Origin of the sequence: Saccharopolyspora cebuensis (genome assembly GCF_039542665.1) — a bacterium.
Taxonomy (GTDB): domain Bacteria; phylum Actinomycetota; class Actinomycetes; order Mycobacteriales; family Pseudonocardiaceae; genus Saccharopolyspora; species Saccharopolyspora cebuensis.
Genome location: NZ_BAABII010000017.1, coordinates 1 through 15345, shown reverse-complemented (window position 1 = coordinate 15345; position 15345 = coordinate 1). Strand labels below are relative to the sequence as shown.

Here is a 15345-nt window from a genome sequence, read left to right as displayed (position 1 = left end):
CGGCGCCCCGACCGGCGGTGATGCCGCTGTGCCCGGTGTCTCGGCCGGTGCGGGTGTGGGACGGCGCCGCCCTGGGTAGATAGGGCTTTCGCGGCCGGACGGTCGCGGGACGACGAGTGCGAACGGGGGAGCAGCGGGTGGCGCAGGAACACCGGGCGGAGGGCGATCAGGACTCCCGCGGCCAGGAGCAGGTGCTCGGACTGGTCGCCGACCCCGACATGCCCACCCAGGTCGGCGCCCGCCTCTCCGAGGGCGTCACCCGCTGGCTGGAGGAGCGCACCGGGCTGGACTGGGTGGTGGAGGTGGTCTCCGAACCGGTGGCCGCCGGCGAGTCCAGCAGCGAACGCATCTTGGAGGGCGTGCGCCGGTACCGCGAGCAGCGCGGCTGGCGGTTCGCGGTGTACCTCACCGACCTCCCGCTGCTGCCGCCCGGCGGACCGCTGGTCGCCGACGTCAGCACCCGGTGGCACGCGGCGCTGATCTCGGTGCCCGCGCTGGGCAGCGTCCTGCCCTACCGGCGGATGCGGCGGGTGCTGACCCAGGTCGTCGCGGACCTGCTGCGCGGCGAGCAGGAGGAGCCCGACCAGGAGCAGCCCGGTCGCTGGCTGGCCGGCCGCACTTCCCCGGTGCGGCGCAGCGGCTCCACCGACACCCGGGTCGACGTCCGCTACACCGGGACCCGGGTGCGCGGCTGGTGGCGCCTGGTCACCGGGATGGTGTTCACCAACCGGCCGTGGCGGCTGCTGTGGGGCCTGTCCAGCGCGCTGGCGGCGGCGCTGGCGGCGGCCGGGTTCGGCCTGTTCACCTCGACGGTGTGGCAGGTCGGTGACGTGCTCAGCCCGTGGCGCGCGGCGGCCACCAGCGTCTTCGCGGTGGCCCTGATGACGACCTGGCTGATCGCCTCGCACGGGCTGTGGGAGCGCATCGGCGGGAGCGGGGGCGCGGGCCGCCGGGTGGCGCTGCTCTACAACACCTCCACGATCGCGACCCTGGTCGTCGGCGTCGGGCTGCTGTACGTGACCGTGTACGCGGTCAGCTTCGTCGCCGCGCTCAACCTGCTCGACCAGCAGGTGCTCGCCAGCACCCTCGGGCACCCCAGCAGCATCGGCACCTACGCCCGGCTGGCCTGGATGGTGGCGTCGATGGCGCTGATCGCCGGGGCCCTGGGCTCCGGGCTGGAGTCCGATGCCGCGGTGCGCCAGGCCGCCTACGGCTACCGGGAGCGGCAGCGCCGGAAGCGCAAGGCCGAGGAGAAGGAGGCGGCGGAGGACACCCAGCGGGGCGCCGCGGACTAGGACCCGGCGCGCAGCGCCGCCTCGCGGCTGTCGAACAGGGCGATCTTGCGGTCCAGCGCGGTCATCCGGAACGGCCGCTCGGTGGTGCGGTGCGTCGACACCACGCGGATCGAGGTCCGGTCGCCCGCGCTCTGGTAGGCCGCGACGACGGCGGACAGACCGGCGGAGGCGAACAGGTCCGTGCCGCTCAGGTCGATGAGGAGCACGGCGGGGGAGCGCTCCAACACCTCGAGGAGCCGTTCCTGGAGCCGCGGCGCGGTGAGCATGTCGACCTCGCCGGAGACGACGACGATCGCGGTGCGGTCGTCCCACTCCACTGCGAGGCCGAACTCGGGGGCGTCGGGCGGGGTCGCTTCGGTCGGATTCGTCGTGGACACCGGCTCACCCTGTCAGGACACCGCCGGGCGATCAACGCTCGAACGGGCCGGTGCACGGGTTTCGCCCGCCTGCGGGCAACGAACCTCGGGAAACGCGATCGGGTGGGATTCTGCACGGTTGGGAGCCGTCCGGACGGGGTACGCAGCGTTCGTACGCACTCGAGGACCACGACGGGAGCGGTGATGAACGAGGCGGTACCCGGAATCGAACAGCTCACCCTCTGGCGCACGGTGCTCGACGCGCTGGGGCAGCTCAGCTCGGCGTGGGAGACCGTGCACAGCAGCGTCGAGCAGACCGGGGAGCCGCTGGAGGTCCCCGAGGAGGTCGCCGCGGCGCTCGCCCGGGCGGGCACCCGCGGCGCGGAGGCGCTGTCCGGGGTGGCGGAAGCCCTGGCCGCCTCCGCCGGCGGCGCCGCGTTCGCCGACCTGGCCGACGACCAGCAGCGGACCCGCGACGGCTGGCAGCGCGCCACGCACGGTCTCACCGGCGACGGGCAGGAGTAGCCGCGCGCCCCGCGTCCCCGGGGTTCGACCTCCGGGGGCGCGGGGCGGGTCTCACGACATCGCGGCGGGCCTGCGCTGCTCCGGTGCCGTCGCGATCCCGGAACCCAGCGCGCCCTGCGAACCCAGGGCGATTCCCAGGGCGGCGCCGACCGTCGGGTGGCATTCCAGCAGCACGTCGACGCCCGCGTCGGCCAGCGCCCGCCGGGTGGCGTCGTCGGCCACCACGACGCGCAGCGCGATGCCGTGGTCCTGGGTGTGCATGTACGAACGGGTCACGAACTGGATGCCCGGCACGTCCATCGACCGCACCCCGGTGAGGTCGAGGACGATGACCTCGACCGTCGCGTCCAGCAGCGGCCACAGCGCGGTGTCCAGCTCGTCGGTGGTGGTGGCGTCGATCTCGCCGTCCACGGTGACCACCAGCGCGTCGGCCCTGGGCACGGCCACGCGGAGCCGCCTCGGCCCCGGGGTCCGGGCGGGCGCGGTGCGTCCCGCGGCGTCGACCTCGGGTGCTGGGTGCTGCGCGGTCATGCTGGGCGTCCTCTCTCGTGCCTGCGGGGGGCGGTCGGCGCCGGTGCGCCACCTGTCCGTCCCGCGGCATCCGGCGTAGTGCGGTGCGCAAGGGTGATACCCGAACCGGCGGAAGTCAAACCAGCGATTTTCACCCGGTGCGCTCGTCCGAACACGCGCCGCCGACCGGCCGCACGGGCTTCCGGCGAACGGCTCAACGCACCGCGGTTCCGTTGCCCGAGGGCGAGCACTTCGCCCAGAACCCCTGCGGCCCCGCCATTGCGGCGCCGCGGCCGGACGCGGGCCGGGCCGACCGGGCGCGCGGGGCCGGTGCGCGTCGGCCGGGGTCCGGGGCGAGGCGGAGGAGGAGCGGAGAACCACCCGTTCGGGGGCCGGTCCGGACCGGCCGGACCGGCCCCCAGGGTCCCGGTGTCAGGCCCGCCTGCGGACCGCCAAGCGGTAGATCAGCAGGAGGATCAGGGAGCCGATCACGGCCCACACGAAGCTCACCACGTTGAACCCGGTGACCCCGCCGCCGCCGAACACGGAGCTGCCGAGCCAGCCGCCGAGCAGACCGCCCACCACGCCGATGACGATCGTCACGATGATCCCGCCGGGATCCTTGCCGGGCATGAGGAACTTCGCGATCGCACCGGCGATGAGCCCGAACACGATCCAGCTGAGGATGCCCACTGCGCTGCCCTCCGTTCCGTGCGCACGGGTCGTTCTCCTTCGTGCGGCTGGGTACCCGTTCCGGGGCCCGCCATGCGTGCGGCGCTCGTGGCCGGGATCACGCGGGAGCGGCCGGATCCGCCGACCGCCGGGCGCCGCGATTCCGGTGCGGGGCGGGGAGGAACGGGCTTTTCGCGCCGTGGTCGGCGGCTCGGTCGGATCGTCTACAGTGGCGATGCCCGGACGCGGCCGAGGCCGTGCCGGGCGAGTGCGCTCGACGTGGCCGGTACGCGATGAGGTCCGGACGCTGTGTCGGTCCGGATGCCGAGGGGAGGAGTGGCCAGTGTCGGAATCCGGAGGGGCCCGGTCGCTGGTGTTCGAGACGCGGGTGAGCGCGGTGGCCGAGATGATCCCGCCGCTGCGCAACGTCGCGGCCGATCTGGCGATGCGCAAGGACTTCGACCTCGACGGCATCGAGGACATCCGGATGGCCGTCGGCGAGGCCTGCGCCCTGCTCGTCCCGGTGTCCGCCGACGGCTACGTGAGCTGCGCGTTCAGCATCGCCGACAGCAGCCTGGCGGCGACCGTCTCGGCCCGCTCGACGGCCGAACCCTGGGCGGGCGAGGACGATTCGCTGAGCTGGCAGCTCCTGACCGTGCTGGCCAGTTCCGCGCAGCGCACCGTGGTCGCCGAGGGCGACGGCCATCGCGCGCGGCTCGAGCTGGTCCTCGACCGGGCGCAGGGCCAGGGGTGACGGTGCCCACCGACGGCCAGGACACCCTCGACCTGTTCCGCGAGCTCGCCGCCGCCGAGGACGAGGCGCGCAAGGAGCGGATCCGCGACCGGCTCGCCCGGGAGCACCTGGACCTGGCGGGGCGGCTGGCGTGGAAGTTCAGCAACTCCGGCGAGGCCCACGAAGACCTCGTGCAGGTCGCGCTGCTCGGCCTGACCAACGCGATCAACCGGTTCGACCCGGAGCAGGGCAACGACTTCCTGTCCTTCGCGATCCCCACGATCACCGGTGAGCTGCGCCGCTACCTGCGCGACCGGACCTGGTCGGTGCGGGTTCCCCGGCGGCTCAAGGAGCTGCACACCTCGATCAGCGCGGCGCGCTCCGAGCTGACCGCGAAGCTGTCCCGGGCGCCCCGGCCCAGCGAGATCGCCGAACACCTCGGGGTCGGGGTGGAGGAGGTCTACGAGGGCCTGGCCGCCGGGCAGAGCCGCTACGGCACCTCGCTGGACGGGATGCTGGAAGGCGACCCGCACGACCGCTTCGGCGCCGCCGACGACAACCTCGCGCAGGCCGAGCTGCGCGAGCTGCTGCGGCCGGTGCTCGACACGCTCGGCGAGCGGGAGCGCAAGATCATCCTGCTGCGCTTCGTGATCGGGATGAGCCAGACCGACATCGCGCGCCGCGTGGGCGTCTCCCAGATGCAGGTCTCGCGCCTGCTGACCAGGACGCTGAACGAGCTGCGCGGCAAGCTGGGCGACGACACCCCGCTGGACCTCTGACCCGCACCTCCGGACGCGCAACGGCCGGTCCGATCAGGCGAATTCCTCGTCGGGCGGGCCGAGTTCGGTCGCCGCCAGGTGGAAGGCGTTCAACCCGTCGAGCAGCGCGGTGCGCGAACGCGCCACCATCGCCAGCAGCACCTCGTCGAGGTCCGCGCGCCGGTCCCGGTGGAACCGGCGCAGCAACCGCCTGCCGTCCTGGGACAGCCGCAGCACCACTTCGCGCCGATCGCCCGGACTCGTGCCGCGCTCCAGCACACCGGCCGCCTGCAACCGATCGCAGAGGCGGCTGGCGACCGACGGCGTCGAACCGAGCTCGTCGGCCAAGCTGACCAGGTTGATCGTCCGATGCCGGTCTACGACCACCAGCGCCCGAAGCTGCGCCGCCGAGATCGTCGGCTTCAACCGCTCGGAACTGCGGCCCCAGACGACGACGAGCGCCCTGGCCGCGGCTTCGACCTCGGCCGGGAGTTCCGGGGGCAGTCGGTCAGCGTGGCGGGCCAGGGCGGAACTCCTTTCTGGTCGCACCGGTTTCGGCACCGACGGGCGAGTGTCCGCAAGGGACGCACCGGGATTCATCGTCTCACGTCAGCCCCGGGATGCGCCCGCGTCCGCGCGCTCGAGGACGGACCGGATCGCCGCGGCGTTCGCGGAAGTGCTGCGGGGCCTGCCGCTGTCCGCCCCCGGAACCGGTGCTCGACCGCGCGGCCACCGCGGGCGGAAACCGGCGAACATCGGGCACGTGCGGATCACGGACTGATCACGTCGTGCTAGGGTCCGGTCTCCAGTCTGGGTGGCTCCGGCGGAGCGGCCTCGGGGGCAGTGGTACCAAGTTCGGTCCGGGAATGAGGGTGCGGAGCACGGCCGCGCCGGGACGTCGGTCCCCGCGGGACGCCGGTGTCACCGCGGCGGACGGGAGCTCCCGTCGACCGCGCGGACGCGCCGCTCGTCGAACCGAACTGGGGCGGTCATCGCCCTTACCCGGTCGAGGCGACAGTTGCGGAGCGTTGTGGCGAGCAGTTCAGAAGAAGACGGCCGGACCCTCCGGTCCCGGCTCTCCCGCGTCGTCGTGGTGCCGTGCGTCGTCCTGCTCCTGCTGTGGGCGGTGTTCGCGGCGGTGCTGCTGCACGGGGCGCAGCAGCGGTGGAGCGCCGCAGGCGCCCTGGAAGCGACCACCGCCCCGCTGGTCAACAGCCTCGTCGCGGTGCACGCCGAGCGCAGGCTCGTGGTCGCGGGCGCCGATCCCGAGGCGCTGGCGTCGCAGCGCACCCTCACCGACCGGGCCGCGCGGGACATGCGCGACGCGCTGCGCGAGCACTCCCGGTCCGCCCCCGTCGCGGCGCGGGCCGCGGAACTGGACCGGGCCCTGGCCGGGCTGCCCGCCGCTCGCGCGCTCGTCGACTCCGGGCAGGCCCCGCCCGAGGCGCTGGCCGCGCACTGCGACAGCACCCTGGCCGCCGCGATCGACCTGCTCGCCGCCCAGGCCCGGACCTCGCCGGTCCCGCACGCCGCACTGGTCGCCAGCGAGGTGTTCGGCGCCGCGGACCGGATGTCGCGCGCCGCGGCGCTGGCGAGCACCGCGCTGGCCGAGGGCGGGTTCACCCCGGCGGCGCACCGGGAGTTCGCCGGGCTCGTCGGTGCCTACCACGCCGCGCTGGACTCCGGCGTCGGGCGCGCGGCGCCCGCGGCGTCCGAACTGCACCGACGGCTGGTGGCGGGACCCGCGTGGCGCTGGTGGGTCCCGGCGGAGGACGCGCTGGTCGGCTTCGCGCCGGGCGCTCCGGCCCCCGCCGTCGATCCGGTGCGGTGGCGCGCGCTCGGCGCGGAGGTGGCCGCGGACCTCGTCGCGGTCGCGGTGGAGCAGGCGCACGCCGCCACCGGGCTCGCGGTGGCCGACGCCGCCGGGCGGTGGTGGCGGGCCCTCGGCATCAGCGTCGCCGCGCTGCTGGCGGTGGTGGCCGGGATCGGGCTGGCCGTGCGCGGGGCCCGCCGCTTCGTCGACCGCGCGCTCGTCGACCGGCTGACCGGGCTCCGCGACGGTGCCCGGGAGCTGGCCGGGCAGCGGTTGCCGGACGTGGTGGCCAAGCTGGAGCACGGCGAGCGGGTCGACGTCGACGCCGAGCGCGGGCGGTTGGCGCACGGCCCGGACGAGATCGGGCAGATCGCCCAGTCCGTCGACTTCGCCCACCACGCGGCGGTGACGGCGCTGGTGCGGGAGAACCAGGCCAAGGACGGGCTCAACCGGGTCTTCCTCGGCATCGCGCACCGCAACCAGGGGCTCGTGCACCGCCAGCTCAAGGTGCTCGACCGGATGGAGCGGCACGAGGAGCAGCCGGAGCGGCTCGACGAGCTGTTCCAGCTCGACCACCTCATCACCCGTTCGCGCCGCAGCGCGGAGAACCTCATCATCCTGGCCGGGCAACGCCCCGGGCGGCGGTGGCGCAAACCGGTGCGCTTGGTCGACGTGCTGCGGGCGGCCGTCGCCGAGACCGAGCACTACTTCCGCATCCGGGTCAACCGGGCGCCCGAGGTGGCGTTGGCGGGCACCGCCGTCGGCGACGTGATCCACCTGCTCGCCGAGCTCATGGACAACGCGACCGCGTTCTCCTCGCCGCGCTCGTCGGTGCACGTGCGCTGCGGCTCGACCCCGCGCGGGCTGCTCGTGCAGGTGCACGACGAGGGGCCGGGGCTGGGGCAGACCGACCGGGAGGCGGCCAACGCGCTGCTCGCCGATCCGCCCGGGTTCGCCGAGATCACCCAGCGGGGTGAAACCCGGCTCGGCCTGTTCGTGGTGGCGACGCTCGCCGCGCGCCACCGGATCGGCGTCGACCTGCGCCCGGGGGAGCGGGCGGGCACCACGGCGTTCGTGCTGCTGCCCAAGGACCTGGTGGCCGCGGAACCGTTCACCGACCAGGACGGGGCGCCGTCCGGGGGTTCACCAGGCGATGTCGCGGTGGCGGTGCGGTCGGCGGAGCCGGAGGTCCGGTCGCGGCCGCGGTCGGTGCCGAGCGGGCACGGGCTGCCCGCGCTGCCGCGCCGCCGGCGGCAGCACAGCCTGGTGCCCGAACTGCGGGAGGCGCCCGCCGAACCGGTGGTCGAACTTACCGAGCGAAATGCATACTCCGCGGAGCGGACCCGTGGAAACATGGCCGCGTTCCAACGGGGTACCCGCCAGGCCCGCCACACCTCCGGCGGGCGACGGAGCGGTCGTCGATGAGGGGAAGAGCGCAGTGGGGAAGAACGAGGCCACCGGAGCCGGCGAGTCGTTGGGCTGGCTGCTGGATGACCTGATCGGACGCGTCGTGGGGACGCAGCACGCCGTCGTGCTCTCGGCGGACGGGTTGCTGACGGCCAAGTCCGCCGGATTGTCCACTGAGGACTCAGAACACCTGTCCGCGATGGCTTCGGCGTTCCAGAGCCTGGCGCGGGAGACCGGACGGCACTTCGAGGGCGGTGACGTCCGGCAGACCGTGGTGGAGATGGAGCACGCGTTCCTGTTCGTCACCGCGGCCGGTTCGGGTGCGTGCCTGGCGGTGCTGAGCACCGCGGACTCCGATATGGGCATGATCGCCTACGAGATGAACCTGCTGGTCGTGCGGGTCGGTGAGCACCTGAGCTCGGCGCCCCGGGAGACCACGGGAACCGGATCGCCGGGCCGCTGAAGGCGCTGGGATGCCGTGGGTCAGCGGCGAGTTCTGGGTCGACGAGGCGGCGGGTCCGCTGGTCCGCCCTTACGCGTGGACGCGGGGGCGGACCCGTCCGGGTCGTCCCGAATTGCACCTGGTCACCCAATTGGTCGCAGCGCGGCGGGAATGCGAACGCGTCGGGCTGTCCGCGGAGCACTGGGAGATCATGGAGCTGTGCAGGCAACCGTTGTCGGTCGCGGAGGTCGCCGCCTACCTGGACATCCCGCTCGTGGTGGTCAAGGTCCTGGTCAGCGATCTCCTCGAACGCGGGATCGTGGTCGCCGGCGCGGTTCCCCAAGTGACCGGAATGTTCGATCGGAAACTACTGCAGGCGGTGCTGGATGGTGTTCGCAAGCTCTGATCAGATGGCCGACGACGTCGCACCGAAGGCGCTGAAGATCGTCGTCGCCGGTGGCTTCGGCGTGGGCAAGACGACGTTGGTCGGGTCGGTGAGCGAGATCGCGCCGCTGCGCACCGAGGCGATGCTCACCGATGCCGGTACGGGCGTGGACGATCTGTCGGGCATCGAGCAGAAGAAGGGCACCACCGTCGCGCTGGACTTCGGGCGCATCACGATCACCCCGCAGATCGTGCTGTACCTGTTCGGCACCCCGGGTCAGGACCGCTTCTGGTTCATGTGGAACGAGCTCGCGCAGGGCGCGATCGGCGCGGTGGTGCTGGTGGACACCCGTCGGGTCGAGGCGAGCTTTCCGGCCGTGGACTTCTTCGAGCGCCGGGCGATGCCGTTCGTCGTGCTGCTCAACCGCTTCGACGGCGCTCCGCCGCACGGTGTCGAGGAGGTGCGCCAAGCGCTCGACCTCGACGCGTCGGTGCCGATCGTCGAGGGCGACGCCCGGCAGCGCGAATCGTCCAAGGCGACCCTGATCGCGCTGGTCAAGCATTCGCTGCAACGGCTCGACGGGGAGATGGTCTCGGCCTGAACCGCCGCGGGGACAGCGCCCGGGCGGGTCCGGCTCGACCTACCCGGGCGCTGTTCCTGTACTCCGGCGAATTCGGGGGCGAATCCGGGGGCGAGCGGGTCCGGGGGTGGCCGCAGCCGCACCGCCGAGTGCTGCCACCAGCCGCCCGGATCCGCCTCCGCGGGCAGTCCTCATCGCACGGCGCTGTCCGGTGAAGGCGCTGGTGCGGCGTCCCGGCGCAGCGGCACCACGCGCCACCAGGTCGAGCAACGCCACGCCCATTCCAGCGGGCCGTAGCGGAACCGGGACAACCACAGTCGGCTCCACACCAGTTGCAGCACGATGATCCCGCAGGCGAGCAGCAGCATCCGCACCCAGTGCCCGGAGTCCGCCACGCCGGTGAGGTGTCCGAGCGGGATGAACAGCAGCGTCGCGGTGAGGTAGTTGGTCAGCGCCATCCGGCCGAACGGTGCCAGCACGGCCGACAGCGCGGGGCCCACGCGGGTCCGCAGCAGCAACAGCAGGCCGGTCGAGTAGGCGGTGGCCAGGCACAGCCCGGCGATGGCGGAGGAGGCGCTGAACCCGGCCATCAGCGGTTCCTGCTCCTGCCACAGCAGTGCGGCGACGGAGGCGGCGGTGGCCAGCGCGAACAGGACCGCGATCGCTCGGCCGTGCCGGTGCAACGCCCAGGGCACCCCGGACTGGCCGAGCGCGAAGCCGAGCAGCAGCATCCCGGGCAGCAGCGAGATCCCACCGGAGGTCAGCACCATCGCCACGACCAGGAGCACCGCACTGGCCACCAGGTTCAGCCACCACGGCAGGTAGCTCAGCGGCAGCAGGACGACGAGGCCCACCAGCGCGTAGGGGAGCAGGGCTTCCCCGGGTTGCAGGACCTGGTGCAGCCAGCCGAGGACGCCGAGCACGAGCAGGCGGCGCAGCAGCAGGACCCGCGGGCGGCGCGCCTTCGGGCGGGCGCGCTCGAGGAAGATCGCGAAACCGATGCCGAACAGCACCGAGAAGATCGGGAAGAACCGCTGCTGCACGAACAGGTCGAGGAAGTGGCGGATCGACCACGGTTCCCCGGCCACCGCGGTCAGGTTCAGGACGGGCGGGATGTTGACGAAGAGGATGCCGGCGAGCGCCAGCCCCCGCAGCGCGTCCAGCGCTCCGACCCGGTCGCCGCCCGCGTTCCGGCCCGCGGTGGCCGCGCCGGACCGGTCGTCCCCTCCCGGCGGATCGGTCACCCGGGGCCACCGCTCACCGGGGCCGCCGGGATGGCCGGTGCCGCCGGGATGGCCGGGCGTGCCCACCTCGTGCAGCCGCGTCATCCCGGGCGGTCTCGGGAGTCCGACGGTGCGCGCGGCGTCCTCTGCTGCCATTGCTGCTCTCCAAGGCTCGGATCGGCGCGGAGGGTTTCCTCCGCCACAGCCGATCTTTCGCCCTCGGCCGCACCAGCACCTCGGCCCGGAAGCCGGTGCACCTCAGCCGAAAGGCCGACTCCGGACCGAAAAGACGAGCCGATCGGCCGACCCCGGCACCACCGCAGCCGAGAAGGAGCGCGGGCCGCTGACACCACGCACCTCGAACACGAAGAAGGGCCTGGCCGGAACTTCCCTGTGGAAGTCCTGACCAGGCCCTCTACCCGGTGGGCGATACTGGGATCGAACCAGTGACCTCTTCGGTGTGAACGAAGCGCTCTCCCGCTGAGCTAATCGCCCGGGTCCGCCGCCGTTCCCGGCGACGAAGAGAACATTACACGATCGTTCTCAGGGTCCGAACAGGGGGGAGGCCAGCCAGTGCCAGTGCAGGCCGAACCAGCCGCCGACCATGTTGAACAGGCCCAGCATCCACATGGTCGCGAGCACGATGAGGCCGGTGCAGCCCATCACCCCGAGCTTGGTGGCGAGGTGCTGGCGGGCCAGCCACCGGACCCAGCGGTGGTAGTGGCGCTTGGCGAAGGTGTTGCAGCGGTGCGCCCAGTGGAACTCGGTGGCGAGGATGCCGAGCCCGGCGAACACGATCAGCCAGCCGGGGCCCGGGTACGGCACCATCACCAGGCCGGCGATCAGCACGATGGCGCCCAGGGTGCCGAGCCCGACCCGGTAGGTCAGGTTCAGCGCGGGCCGGGTCCGCACCCGTTCCCGCCGGGCGTGCATCCAGGTGCGCGCGGCGTGCAGCCGTGCACGCCTCGGTCGCTGTTCGTCGATGGTCGGCTCCGTTCCGGCGCGGCTGGGGTCCGACTCGGCTGTGCTGCTCAGGGCTTCCACCTGTCCGGCTCGTCGACGGGACATCGTTCTGGTCGCTCAACGAACGGCGGTGCGGGTTTGCTCCGCCGTTCGCGTCCGCTGTGGGCAACGATACGGCCCATCGTCGTCGCCGACGTCCCGTCGTCGAGGGCCTGCTGCGATGTCTTGGCTGGTTGTCAACCGGGCGGACGGGTGCGGTTCACCGCGCGCCGGACCGGTTTGTGACATGAATCATGACGTTGTCTCGGGTTTTTCCCCGGAGTTGTCCGGATGATGTTCTCCGATCCAGGTCACCGAGGCTCGTGCCGCTCGCGCGCGTGGGCGCGGGCGTGGCAGTCGGTCACGGAGGGGCGATGGCTGCTTAACCCGTTCCGGGGAACGAGGGTGGTGAGCATCTCATCGGTGCACACCTGGCGGAAGCCCGGAGCGCCGCCGATCCCTTATTCTGAATCGGACGCTCGGCGTTGCCGACGAAGCGTGTATCCGGTGGTCAGCTGGGCGCGGAGGGGTTTTCGCCGAAGTGGAGCGGCCGATCTCCAGTCGGTCGCGCGCACAGTCCGCTTGATTACGGAAAGTGTCCACGTTCGTCACCGAACGGGCAGGGCCGCGCGAGCCAAGTGCCGGCCGACCGTACCGGGGCGCCGGGGGCGACGTCGTGATCGCCGGCGGACGGCCCGGCCCGGTGCGATCGCCGGAAGCGGGCTGCTGAACACGCAGTGCGTCCGCCCGATCGCCCAACGAATTCGGTCCTGCCCTGTACGGGTGATGTATCGGAGAGTTGCGAGCGTGCCGGCCCGCGAAGGCGTCACAACTGTGTTGCTCGGTCCGATAGCCAGGCCGGGAGGGAGCTGAAAGGGGAGGACAATGCGCAACGATCACGTGACACTCCGTTCGACCGCGGTGTTCGATCTGCTGGCGCCGCAGGCGCCCGCCGTGCCGGTCCAGGTCGAGCTGCGCTACGACACCACGGATCCCTACGCGGTGGTCGCCGCGTTCCGCACCGGTCGCGCCGGTTGGGTCGAGTGGGTGTTCGCCCGCGACCTGCTCGCCGACGGCCTGATCGCGTACGCGGGCGAAGGCGACGTCACCATCCGCCCGGCCGCCGACGACCCGGAGGTCGTGGCCGTCGAGCTCAGCTCGCCGTCCGGGCACGCCGTCTTCGAGGCCTCCGCGCAGGAGCTGGCCGACTTCCTCGACCGCACCTACGACGTGGTGGTCCCCGGCAACGAGAACCTGTGGGTCGACGTGGACGAGGCGCTGACCCGGCTGCTGCCGCACGACCTGGGCTGACCAGGTCGTACGCGGCTCGACGCGTCGTCGCCGACCCCCGGTGAGATCGGGTTCGGCGGCGTGGGCTAAAGTTCATCGTGCAACGCGGCGGCGAACCCGGGAGCTGCTCCCGGCGGATCGGCGCCGACGTGCAGGCGGATGTAGCGCAGCTGGTAGCGCATCACCTTGCCAAGGTGAGGGTCGCGGGTTCGAATCCCGTCATCCGCTCTGGAACTCTGAAGCCCGTGCCCTGGCGCGGGAGCGGAGCACGGCGGAGTGGCCGAGTGGCTTAGGCAAGGGCCTGCAAAGCCCTGTACGCGGGTTCGATTCCCGCCTCCGCCTCGCGCGATTAGCTCAGTGGGAGAGCGCTACCTTGACACGGTAGAGGTCACTGGTTCAATCCCAGTATCGCGCACCAAGTATATACCCTGGTGAGAGCCCCAGCCGACGATCTTAGTTGGTTGGGGCTCCTACTGTTTTGGGAGCGCTGTGGGAGCAGTTGATCTTGACTTACTGTGTTCACGGCATCTGTGTTCACCCCTGGCTGTTGGTGTCCCGGGAGGGAAGTGAACGCTTCCAGCGGCGCTCCAGGGTGGTGGTCAGGTGGTCGATCATGGGTGGGGTGACGTGGGAGTAGATGCCCTCGACCCCGGCCATGCGGTGACCGAGCCGCTGGTGTTGGAGTGCTTTGTCGACGCGGTCTTCGTTGAGCCAGGTCTTGTGGGTGTGGCGTAGCTCGTGGAAGGTCAGCCCGGCCTGGAGGGCGGCCCAGCCCCGTTGCTTGTGTCCGGCAACGGCGGGTTGCCAGATGCGGCTGCGGAAGTTGCCCCGCCGCAGCAGCCCGTCGTTGGGCCCGGTGAAGACGTGGTCGTGGAACTGGCTCGCGGCGTGTTCGCGGAGGAGCCCGGCCAGGAACGGGGGCAGGTGCAGGGTGCGGGCGCTGGCGGGGGTTTTGGGCGGGCCGAGTTCGAGTCGGCCGCCGATCTCGTGGAGCGCTCCCTTGTCCTTGTCGATCGTGATGGTGGCGGCGCCGTCGAGGGTGACGTTGTGCCATTGCAGCCCCGCCAGTTCGCCCCACCGCATGCCGGTGTAGGCGGCGGTGATGATCAGGGTCCGGTAGTCCGGGTCGCAGCGGTCAGCGATACGGCGCACCACGCTGGCGGTGGCGGTGTCCTTGGGTGCTGAGGGGTCGAGGTTGAGCTTGAGGCGTCGGCAGGGGTTCTTGCTGATGTAGCCCTCGTCGTCCGCCTCGGACAGGATCATCGACAGGATGGTGACGATGTCGGCGACGGTGGCGTCGCTGAGGCGGCGGCGCAGACCCTTCACCCAGTGCTTGATCTTGATGTGGGTGATGTCGGACAGGGGCATGTCGGCGAACTTCGGCACGATGTGGTTGTTGAGGTGTGACCGGTACTTCGCCCAGGTGTTCTCGGCGACGTCGTGGGCATCGGTCCAGATCTCGACCCACTCGCCGAACGTGGTGTGCGCATTGCGCGGGTCGCTGAACGTGCCGCGTCGGGTTTCGTATTCGATGTCTGCGGCGCGGTCGCGAGCGCTGTCGGGGTGGGTGTAGCCGGGTTCGCTGGCGATGCTGCCGTCGGAGCGGTGGTAGCGCACGCGCCATCCTGCGCCGTGCTTTTCAACCCAAGCCATGCGGCATCTCCTTGTAATAATGGGGTTCGCCCGGAATTTCCCGGGCGAACCCCATTGACGCTCAACTTCAGGAAGAGCGGAACCGGTATGTGGTCACGGATGAAGAGAAATTTTCCGGCGGCGCGTCACGAGCGATGGCTCGGGAGTCGGTGTCCGGAGTAGTGTCTCTCTTCGTTCCTGTTCGAGATGCGTCCGGTTTGCAGGATCTCCCGCAGGTCGTCCTCGCTGAACCGAAGGTGCTTGCCGATAAAGGTGCATGAAATGCTGCGAGAGCTTGCCTTGCGGCGCAACCAGGATTCTTTGACCGCGAGACGCTCGGCTGCCTGCGCTGGCGTATACAACTGCACGTCCGCGGGGAGGGAAGACTGCGCATTGCCGGTCTCCGGCGCAGAGCCTCCCGCTCGATCTCGTGTGGTCATGATGGTTCCCGTCTGCTCGCTTTTCCGGGATCGGCGAATTGTTGCGAGTGTGGTGCTTGTCGGGCACGCCGCTTCTGTCATGTCGCTGAGGGTGTGCGGAAGATGATGATGTCTTCGTGTGCGATGAGGTGGAGGGGTAGTCCTGCGTTGCGTTGTTTGCGGATGAAGTCGCGTTGGAAGAAGGAGCCGCGTGCGATGAGTTCGGTGTCGGTGGCGCGGGCGAGCAGGGCGACGCAGCGTTCTGCGGGGATGAGTCCGGCGCGTTGTCCGCAGGCGATGATC

The 15345-nt window shown here is 71.6% G+C and carries 17 protein-coding genes, 4 tRNA genes and 1 pseudogene; 12 read left to right on the top strand and 10 right to left on the bottom strand.

What is annotated here, in order from left to right; genetic code table 11:
* Positions 1-137 precede the first annotated feature (137 nt).
* Positions 138-1295 carry a 5,10-methylene-tetrahydrofolate dehydrogenase gene (locus ABD976_RS23785; protein ID WP_345366925.1) on the top strand — a complete coding sequence of 386 codons (1158 nt, stop codon included), beginning with the start codon at positions 138-140 and terminating at the stop codon, positions 1293-1295.
* Here ABD976_RS23785 and ABD976_RS23780 read toward each other — a convergent pair.
* Positions 1292-1672 carry an STAS domain-containing protein gene (locus ABD976_RS23780; protein WP_345366923.1) on the bottom strand — a complete coding sequence of 127 codons (381 nt, stop codon included), beginning with the start codon at positions 1670-1672 and terminating at the stop codon, positions 1292-1294. The two genes, ABD976_RS23785 and ABD976_RS23780, sit on opposite strands and share 4 nt — an antisense overlap.
* Positions 1673-1855: 183 nt before the next feature.
* Between ABD976_RS23780 and ABD976_RS23775 the strand changes: the two genes are divergently transcribed.
* A complete protein-coding gene (locus ABD976_RS23775) occupies positions 1856-2176 on the top strand; it encodes a hypothetical protein (RefSeq protein WP_345366921.1) in 321 nt (106 codons plus the stop codon).
* 51 nt (positions 2177-2227) lie between these two features.
* On the opposite strand, the gene ABD976_RS23770 is transcribed toward ABD976_RS23775, so the two are convergent.
* Positions 2228-2707, bottom strand: coding sequence for an STAS domain-containing protein (locus ABD976_RS23770; protein WP_345366919.1), 480 nt, complete (start codon positions 2705-2707; stop codon positions 2228-2230).
* Positions 2708-3118: 411 nt separating this feature from the next.
* Positions 3119-3379 (bottom strand): GlsB/YeaQ/YmgE family stress response membrane protein, encoded by a 261-nt coding sequence (locus ABD976_RS23765; protein WP_345366917.1) that lies wholly within the window; start codon positions 3377-3379, stop codon positions 3119-3121.
* Between the two features lie 322 nt (positions 3380-3701).
* On the opposite strand from ABD976_RS23765, the gene ABD976_RS23760 reads away from it, so the two are divergent.
* Together ABD976_RS23760 and ABD976_RS23755 are read left to right on the top strand one after the other, a co-directional pair.
* Positions 3702-4112, top strand: a complete 411-nt coding sequence (locus ABD976_RS23760) for an ATP-binding protein (RefSeq protein WP_345366915.1) — start codon at positions 3702-3704, stop codon at positions 4110-4112.
* Positions 4109-4870 (top strand): SigB/SigF/SigG family RNA polymerase sigma factor, encoded by a 762-nt coding sequence (locus ABD976_RS23755; RefSeq protein WP_345366913.1) that lies wholly within the window; start codon positions 4109-4111, stop codon positions 4868-4870. The genes ABD976_RS23760 and ABD976_RS23755 overlap by 4 nt, the downstream gene beginning before the upstream one ends.
* A gap of 33 nt (positions 4871-4903) precedes the next feature.
* On the opposite strand, the gene ABD976_RS23750 is transcribed toward ABD976_RS23755, so the two are convergent.
* Positions 4904-5410 (bottom strand): MarR family transcriptional regulator, encoded by a 507-nt coding sequence (locus ABD976_RS23750; RefSeq protein ID WP_345366911.1) that lies wholly within the window; start codon positions 5408-5410, stop codon positions 4904-4906.
* Between the two features lie 469 nt (positions 5411-5879).
* Here ABD976_RS23750 and ABD976_RS23745 point away from each other — a divergent pair, with 469 nt between their 5' ends.
* From ABD976_RS23745 to ABD976_RS23730, 4 genes are read left to right on the top strand one after another with little or no spacing between them, the layout of a single operon-like run.
* Positions 5880-8087 (top strand): sensor histidine kinase, encoded by a 2208-nt coding sequence (locus ABD976_RS23745; protein ID WP_345366909.1) that lies wholly within the window; start codon positions 5880-5882, stop codon positions 8085-8087.
* 13 nt (positions 8088-8100) lie between these two features.
* On the top strand, positions 8101-8532 hold the full coding sequence (locus ABD976_RS23740) for a roadblock/LC7 domain-containing protein (protein WP_345366907.1): 432 nt from the start codon (positions 8101-8103) through the stop codon (positions 8530-8532).
* A gap of 10 nt (positions 8533-8542) precedes the next feature.
* Positions 8543-8917: a DUF742 domain-containing protein gene (locus ABD976_RS23735; protein ID WP_345366905.1), complete on the top strand. Its 375-nt coding sequence runs from the start codon at positions 8543-8545 to the stop codon at positions 8915-8917.
* Entirely contained in the window at positions 8898-9497 is a 600-nt protein-coding gene (locus ABD976_RS23730) for a GTP-binding protein (protein WP_369775044.1), read from the top strand. The genes ABD976_RS23735 and ABD976_RS23730 overlap by 20 nt, the downstream gene beginning before the upstream one ends.
* A 170-nt stretch (positions 9498-9667) precedes the next feature.
* Here ABD976_RS23730 and ABD976_RS23725 read toward each other — a convergent pair whose 3' ends face one another.
* From ABD976_RS23725 to ABD976_RS23715, 3 genes are all read right to left on the bottom strand, one after another.
* Positions 9668-10855: a DUF418 domain-containing protein gene (locus ABD976_RS23725; RefSeq protein ID WP_345366901.1), complete on the bottom strand. Its 1188-nt coding sequence runs from the start codon at positions 10853-10855 to the stop codon at positions 9668-9670.
* A gap of 267 nt (positions 10856-11122) precedes the next feature.
* Positions 11123-11194, bottom strand: a tRNA-Val gene (locus ABD976_RS23720).
* A gap of 48 nt (positions 11195-11242) precedes the next feature.
* On the bottom strand, positions 11243-11767 hold the full coding sequence (locus ABD976_RS23715; protein ID WP_345366899.1) for a TIGR02611 family protein: 525 nt from the start codon (positions 11765-11767) through the stop codon (positions 11243-11245).
* Between the two features lie 819 nt (positions 11768-12586).
* Between ABD976_RS23715 and ABD976_RS23710 the strand changes: the two genes are divergently transcribed.
* The 4 genes from ABD976_RS23710 (at position 12587) to ABD976_RS23695 (ending at position 13409) form a co-directional block, all read left to right on the top strand.
* Positions 12587-13012, top strand: coding sequence for an SsgA family sporulation/cell division regulator (locus ABD976_RS23710; RefSeq protein ID WP_345366897.1), 426 nt, complete (start codon positions 12587-12589; stop codon positions 13010-13012).
* A gap of 134 nt (positions 13013-13146) precedes the next feature.
* Positions 13147-13219 (top strand) — tRNA-Gly (locus ABD976_RS23705).
* Positions 13220-13261: 42 nt separating this feature from the next.
* Positions 13262-13333, top strand: a tRNA-Cys gene (locus ABD976_RS23700).
* Position 13334: 1 nt separating this feature from the next.
* Positions 13335-13409, top strand: a tRNA-Val gene (locus ABD976_RS23695).
* A 116-nt stretch (positions 13410-13525) separates the two neighbouring features.
* Here ABD976_RS23695 and ABD976_RS23690 read toward each other — a convergent pair.
* The 3 genes and pseudogenes from ABD976_RS23690 to ABD976_RS23680 all read right to left on the bottom strand — a co-directional run.
* Positions 13526-14644: a tyrosine-type recombinase/integrase gene (locus tag ABD976_RS23690; RefSeq protein ID WP_345366895.1), complete on the bottom strand. Its 1119-nt coding sequence runs from the start codon at positions 14642-14644 to the stop codon at positions 13526-13528.
* Positions 14645-14769: 125 nt separating this feature from the next.
* Entirely contained in the window at positions 14770-15144 is a 375-nt protein-coding gene (locus ABD976_RS23685; RefSeq protein WP_345366893.1) for a helix-turn-helix domain-containing protein, read from the bottom strand.
* Positions 15141-15345: pseudogene (locus ABD976_RS23680) on the bottom strand (TRM11 family SAM-dependent methyltransferase); the annotation flags it as partial. The pseudogene ABD976_RS23680 and the gene ABD976_RS23685, both read right to left, overlap by 4 nt.

Excerpts from the sequence above, each read along its gene's own strand:
- ABD976_RS23710 (WP_345366897.1), top strand. The coding sequence starts at position 12,587 with ATGCGCAACGATCACGTGACACTCCGTTCGACCGCGGTGTTCGATCTG.
- ABD976_RS23685 (WP_345366893.1), bottom strand. The coding sequence starts at position 15,144 with ATGACAGAAGCGGCGTGCCCGACAAGCACCACACTCGCAACAATTCGC.
- ABD976_RS23690 (WP_345366895.1), bottom strand. The coding sequence starts at position 14,644 with ATGGCTTGGGTTGAAAAGCACGGCGCAGGATGGCGCGTGCGCTACCAC.
- ABD976_RS23725 (WP_345366901.1), bottom strand. The coding sequence starts at position 10,855 with ATGGCAGCAGAGGACGCCGCGCGCACCGTCGGACTCCCGAGACCGCCC.
- ABD976_RS23730 (WP_369775044.1), top strand. The coding sequence starts at position 8,898 with ATGGTGTTCGCAAGCTCTGATCAGATGGCCGACGACGTCGCACCGAAG.
- ABD976_RS23715 (WP_345366899.1), bottom strand. The coding sequence starts at position 11,767 with ATGTCCCGTCGACGAGCCGGACAGGTGGAAGCCCTGAGCAGCACAGCC.
- ABD976_RS23770 (WP_345366919.1), bottom strand. The coding sequence starts at position 2,707 with ATGACCGCGCAGCACCCAGCACCCGAGGTCGACGCCGCGGGACGCACC.
- ABD976_RS23775 (WP_345366921.1), top strand. The coding sequence starts at position 1,856 with ATGAACGAGGCGGTACCCGGAATCGAACAGCTCACCCTCTGGCGCACG.
- ABD976_RS23735 (WP_345366905.1), top strand. The coding sequence starts at position 8,543 with ATGCCGTGGGTCAGCGGCGAGTTCTGGGTCGACGAGGCGGCGGGTCCG.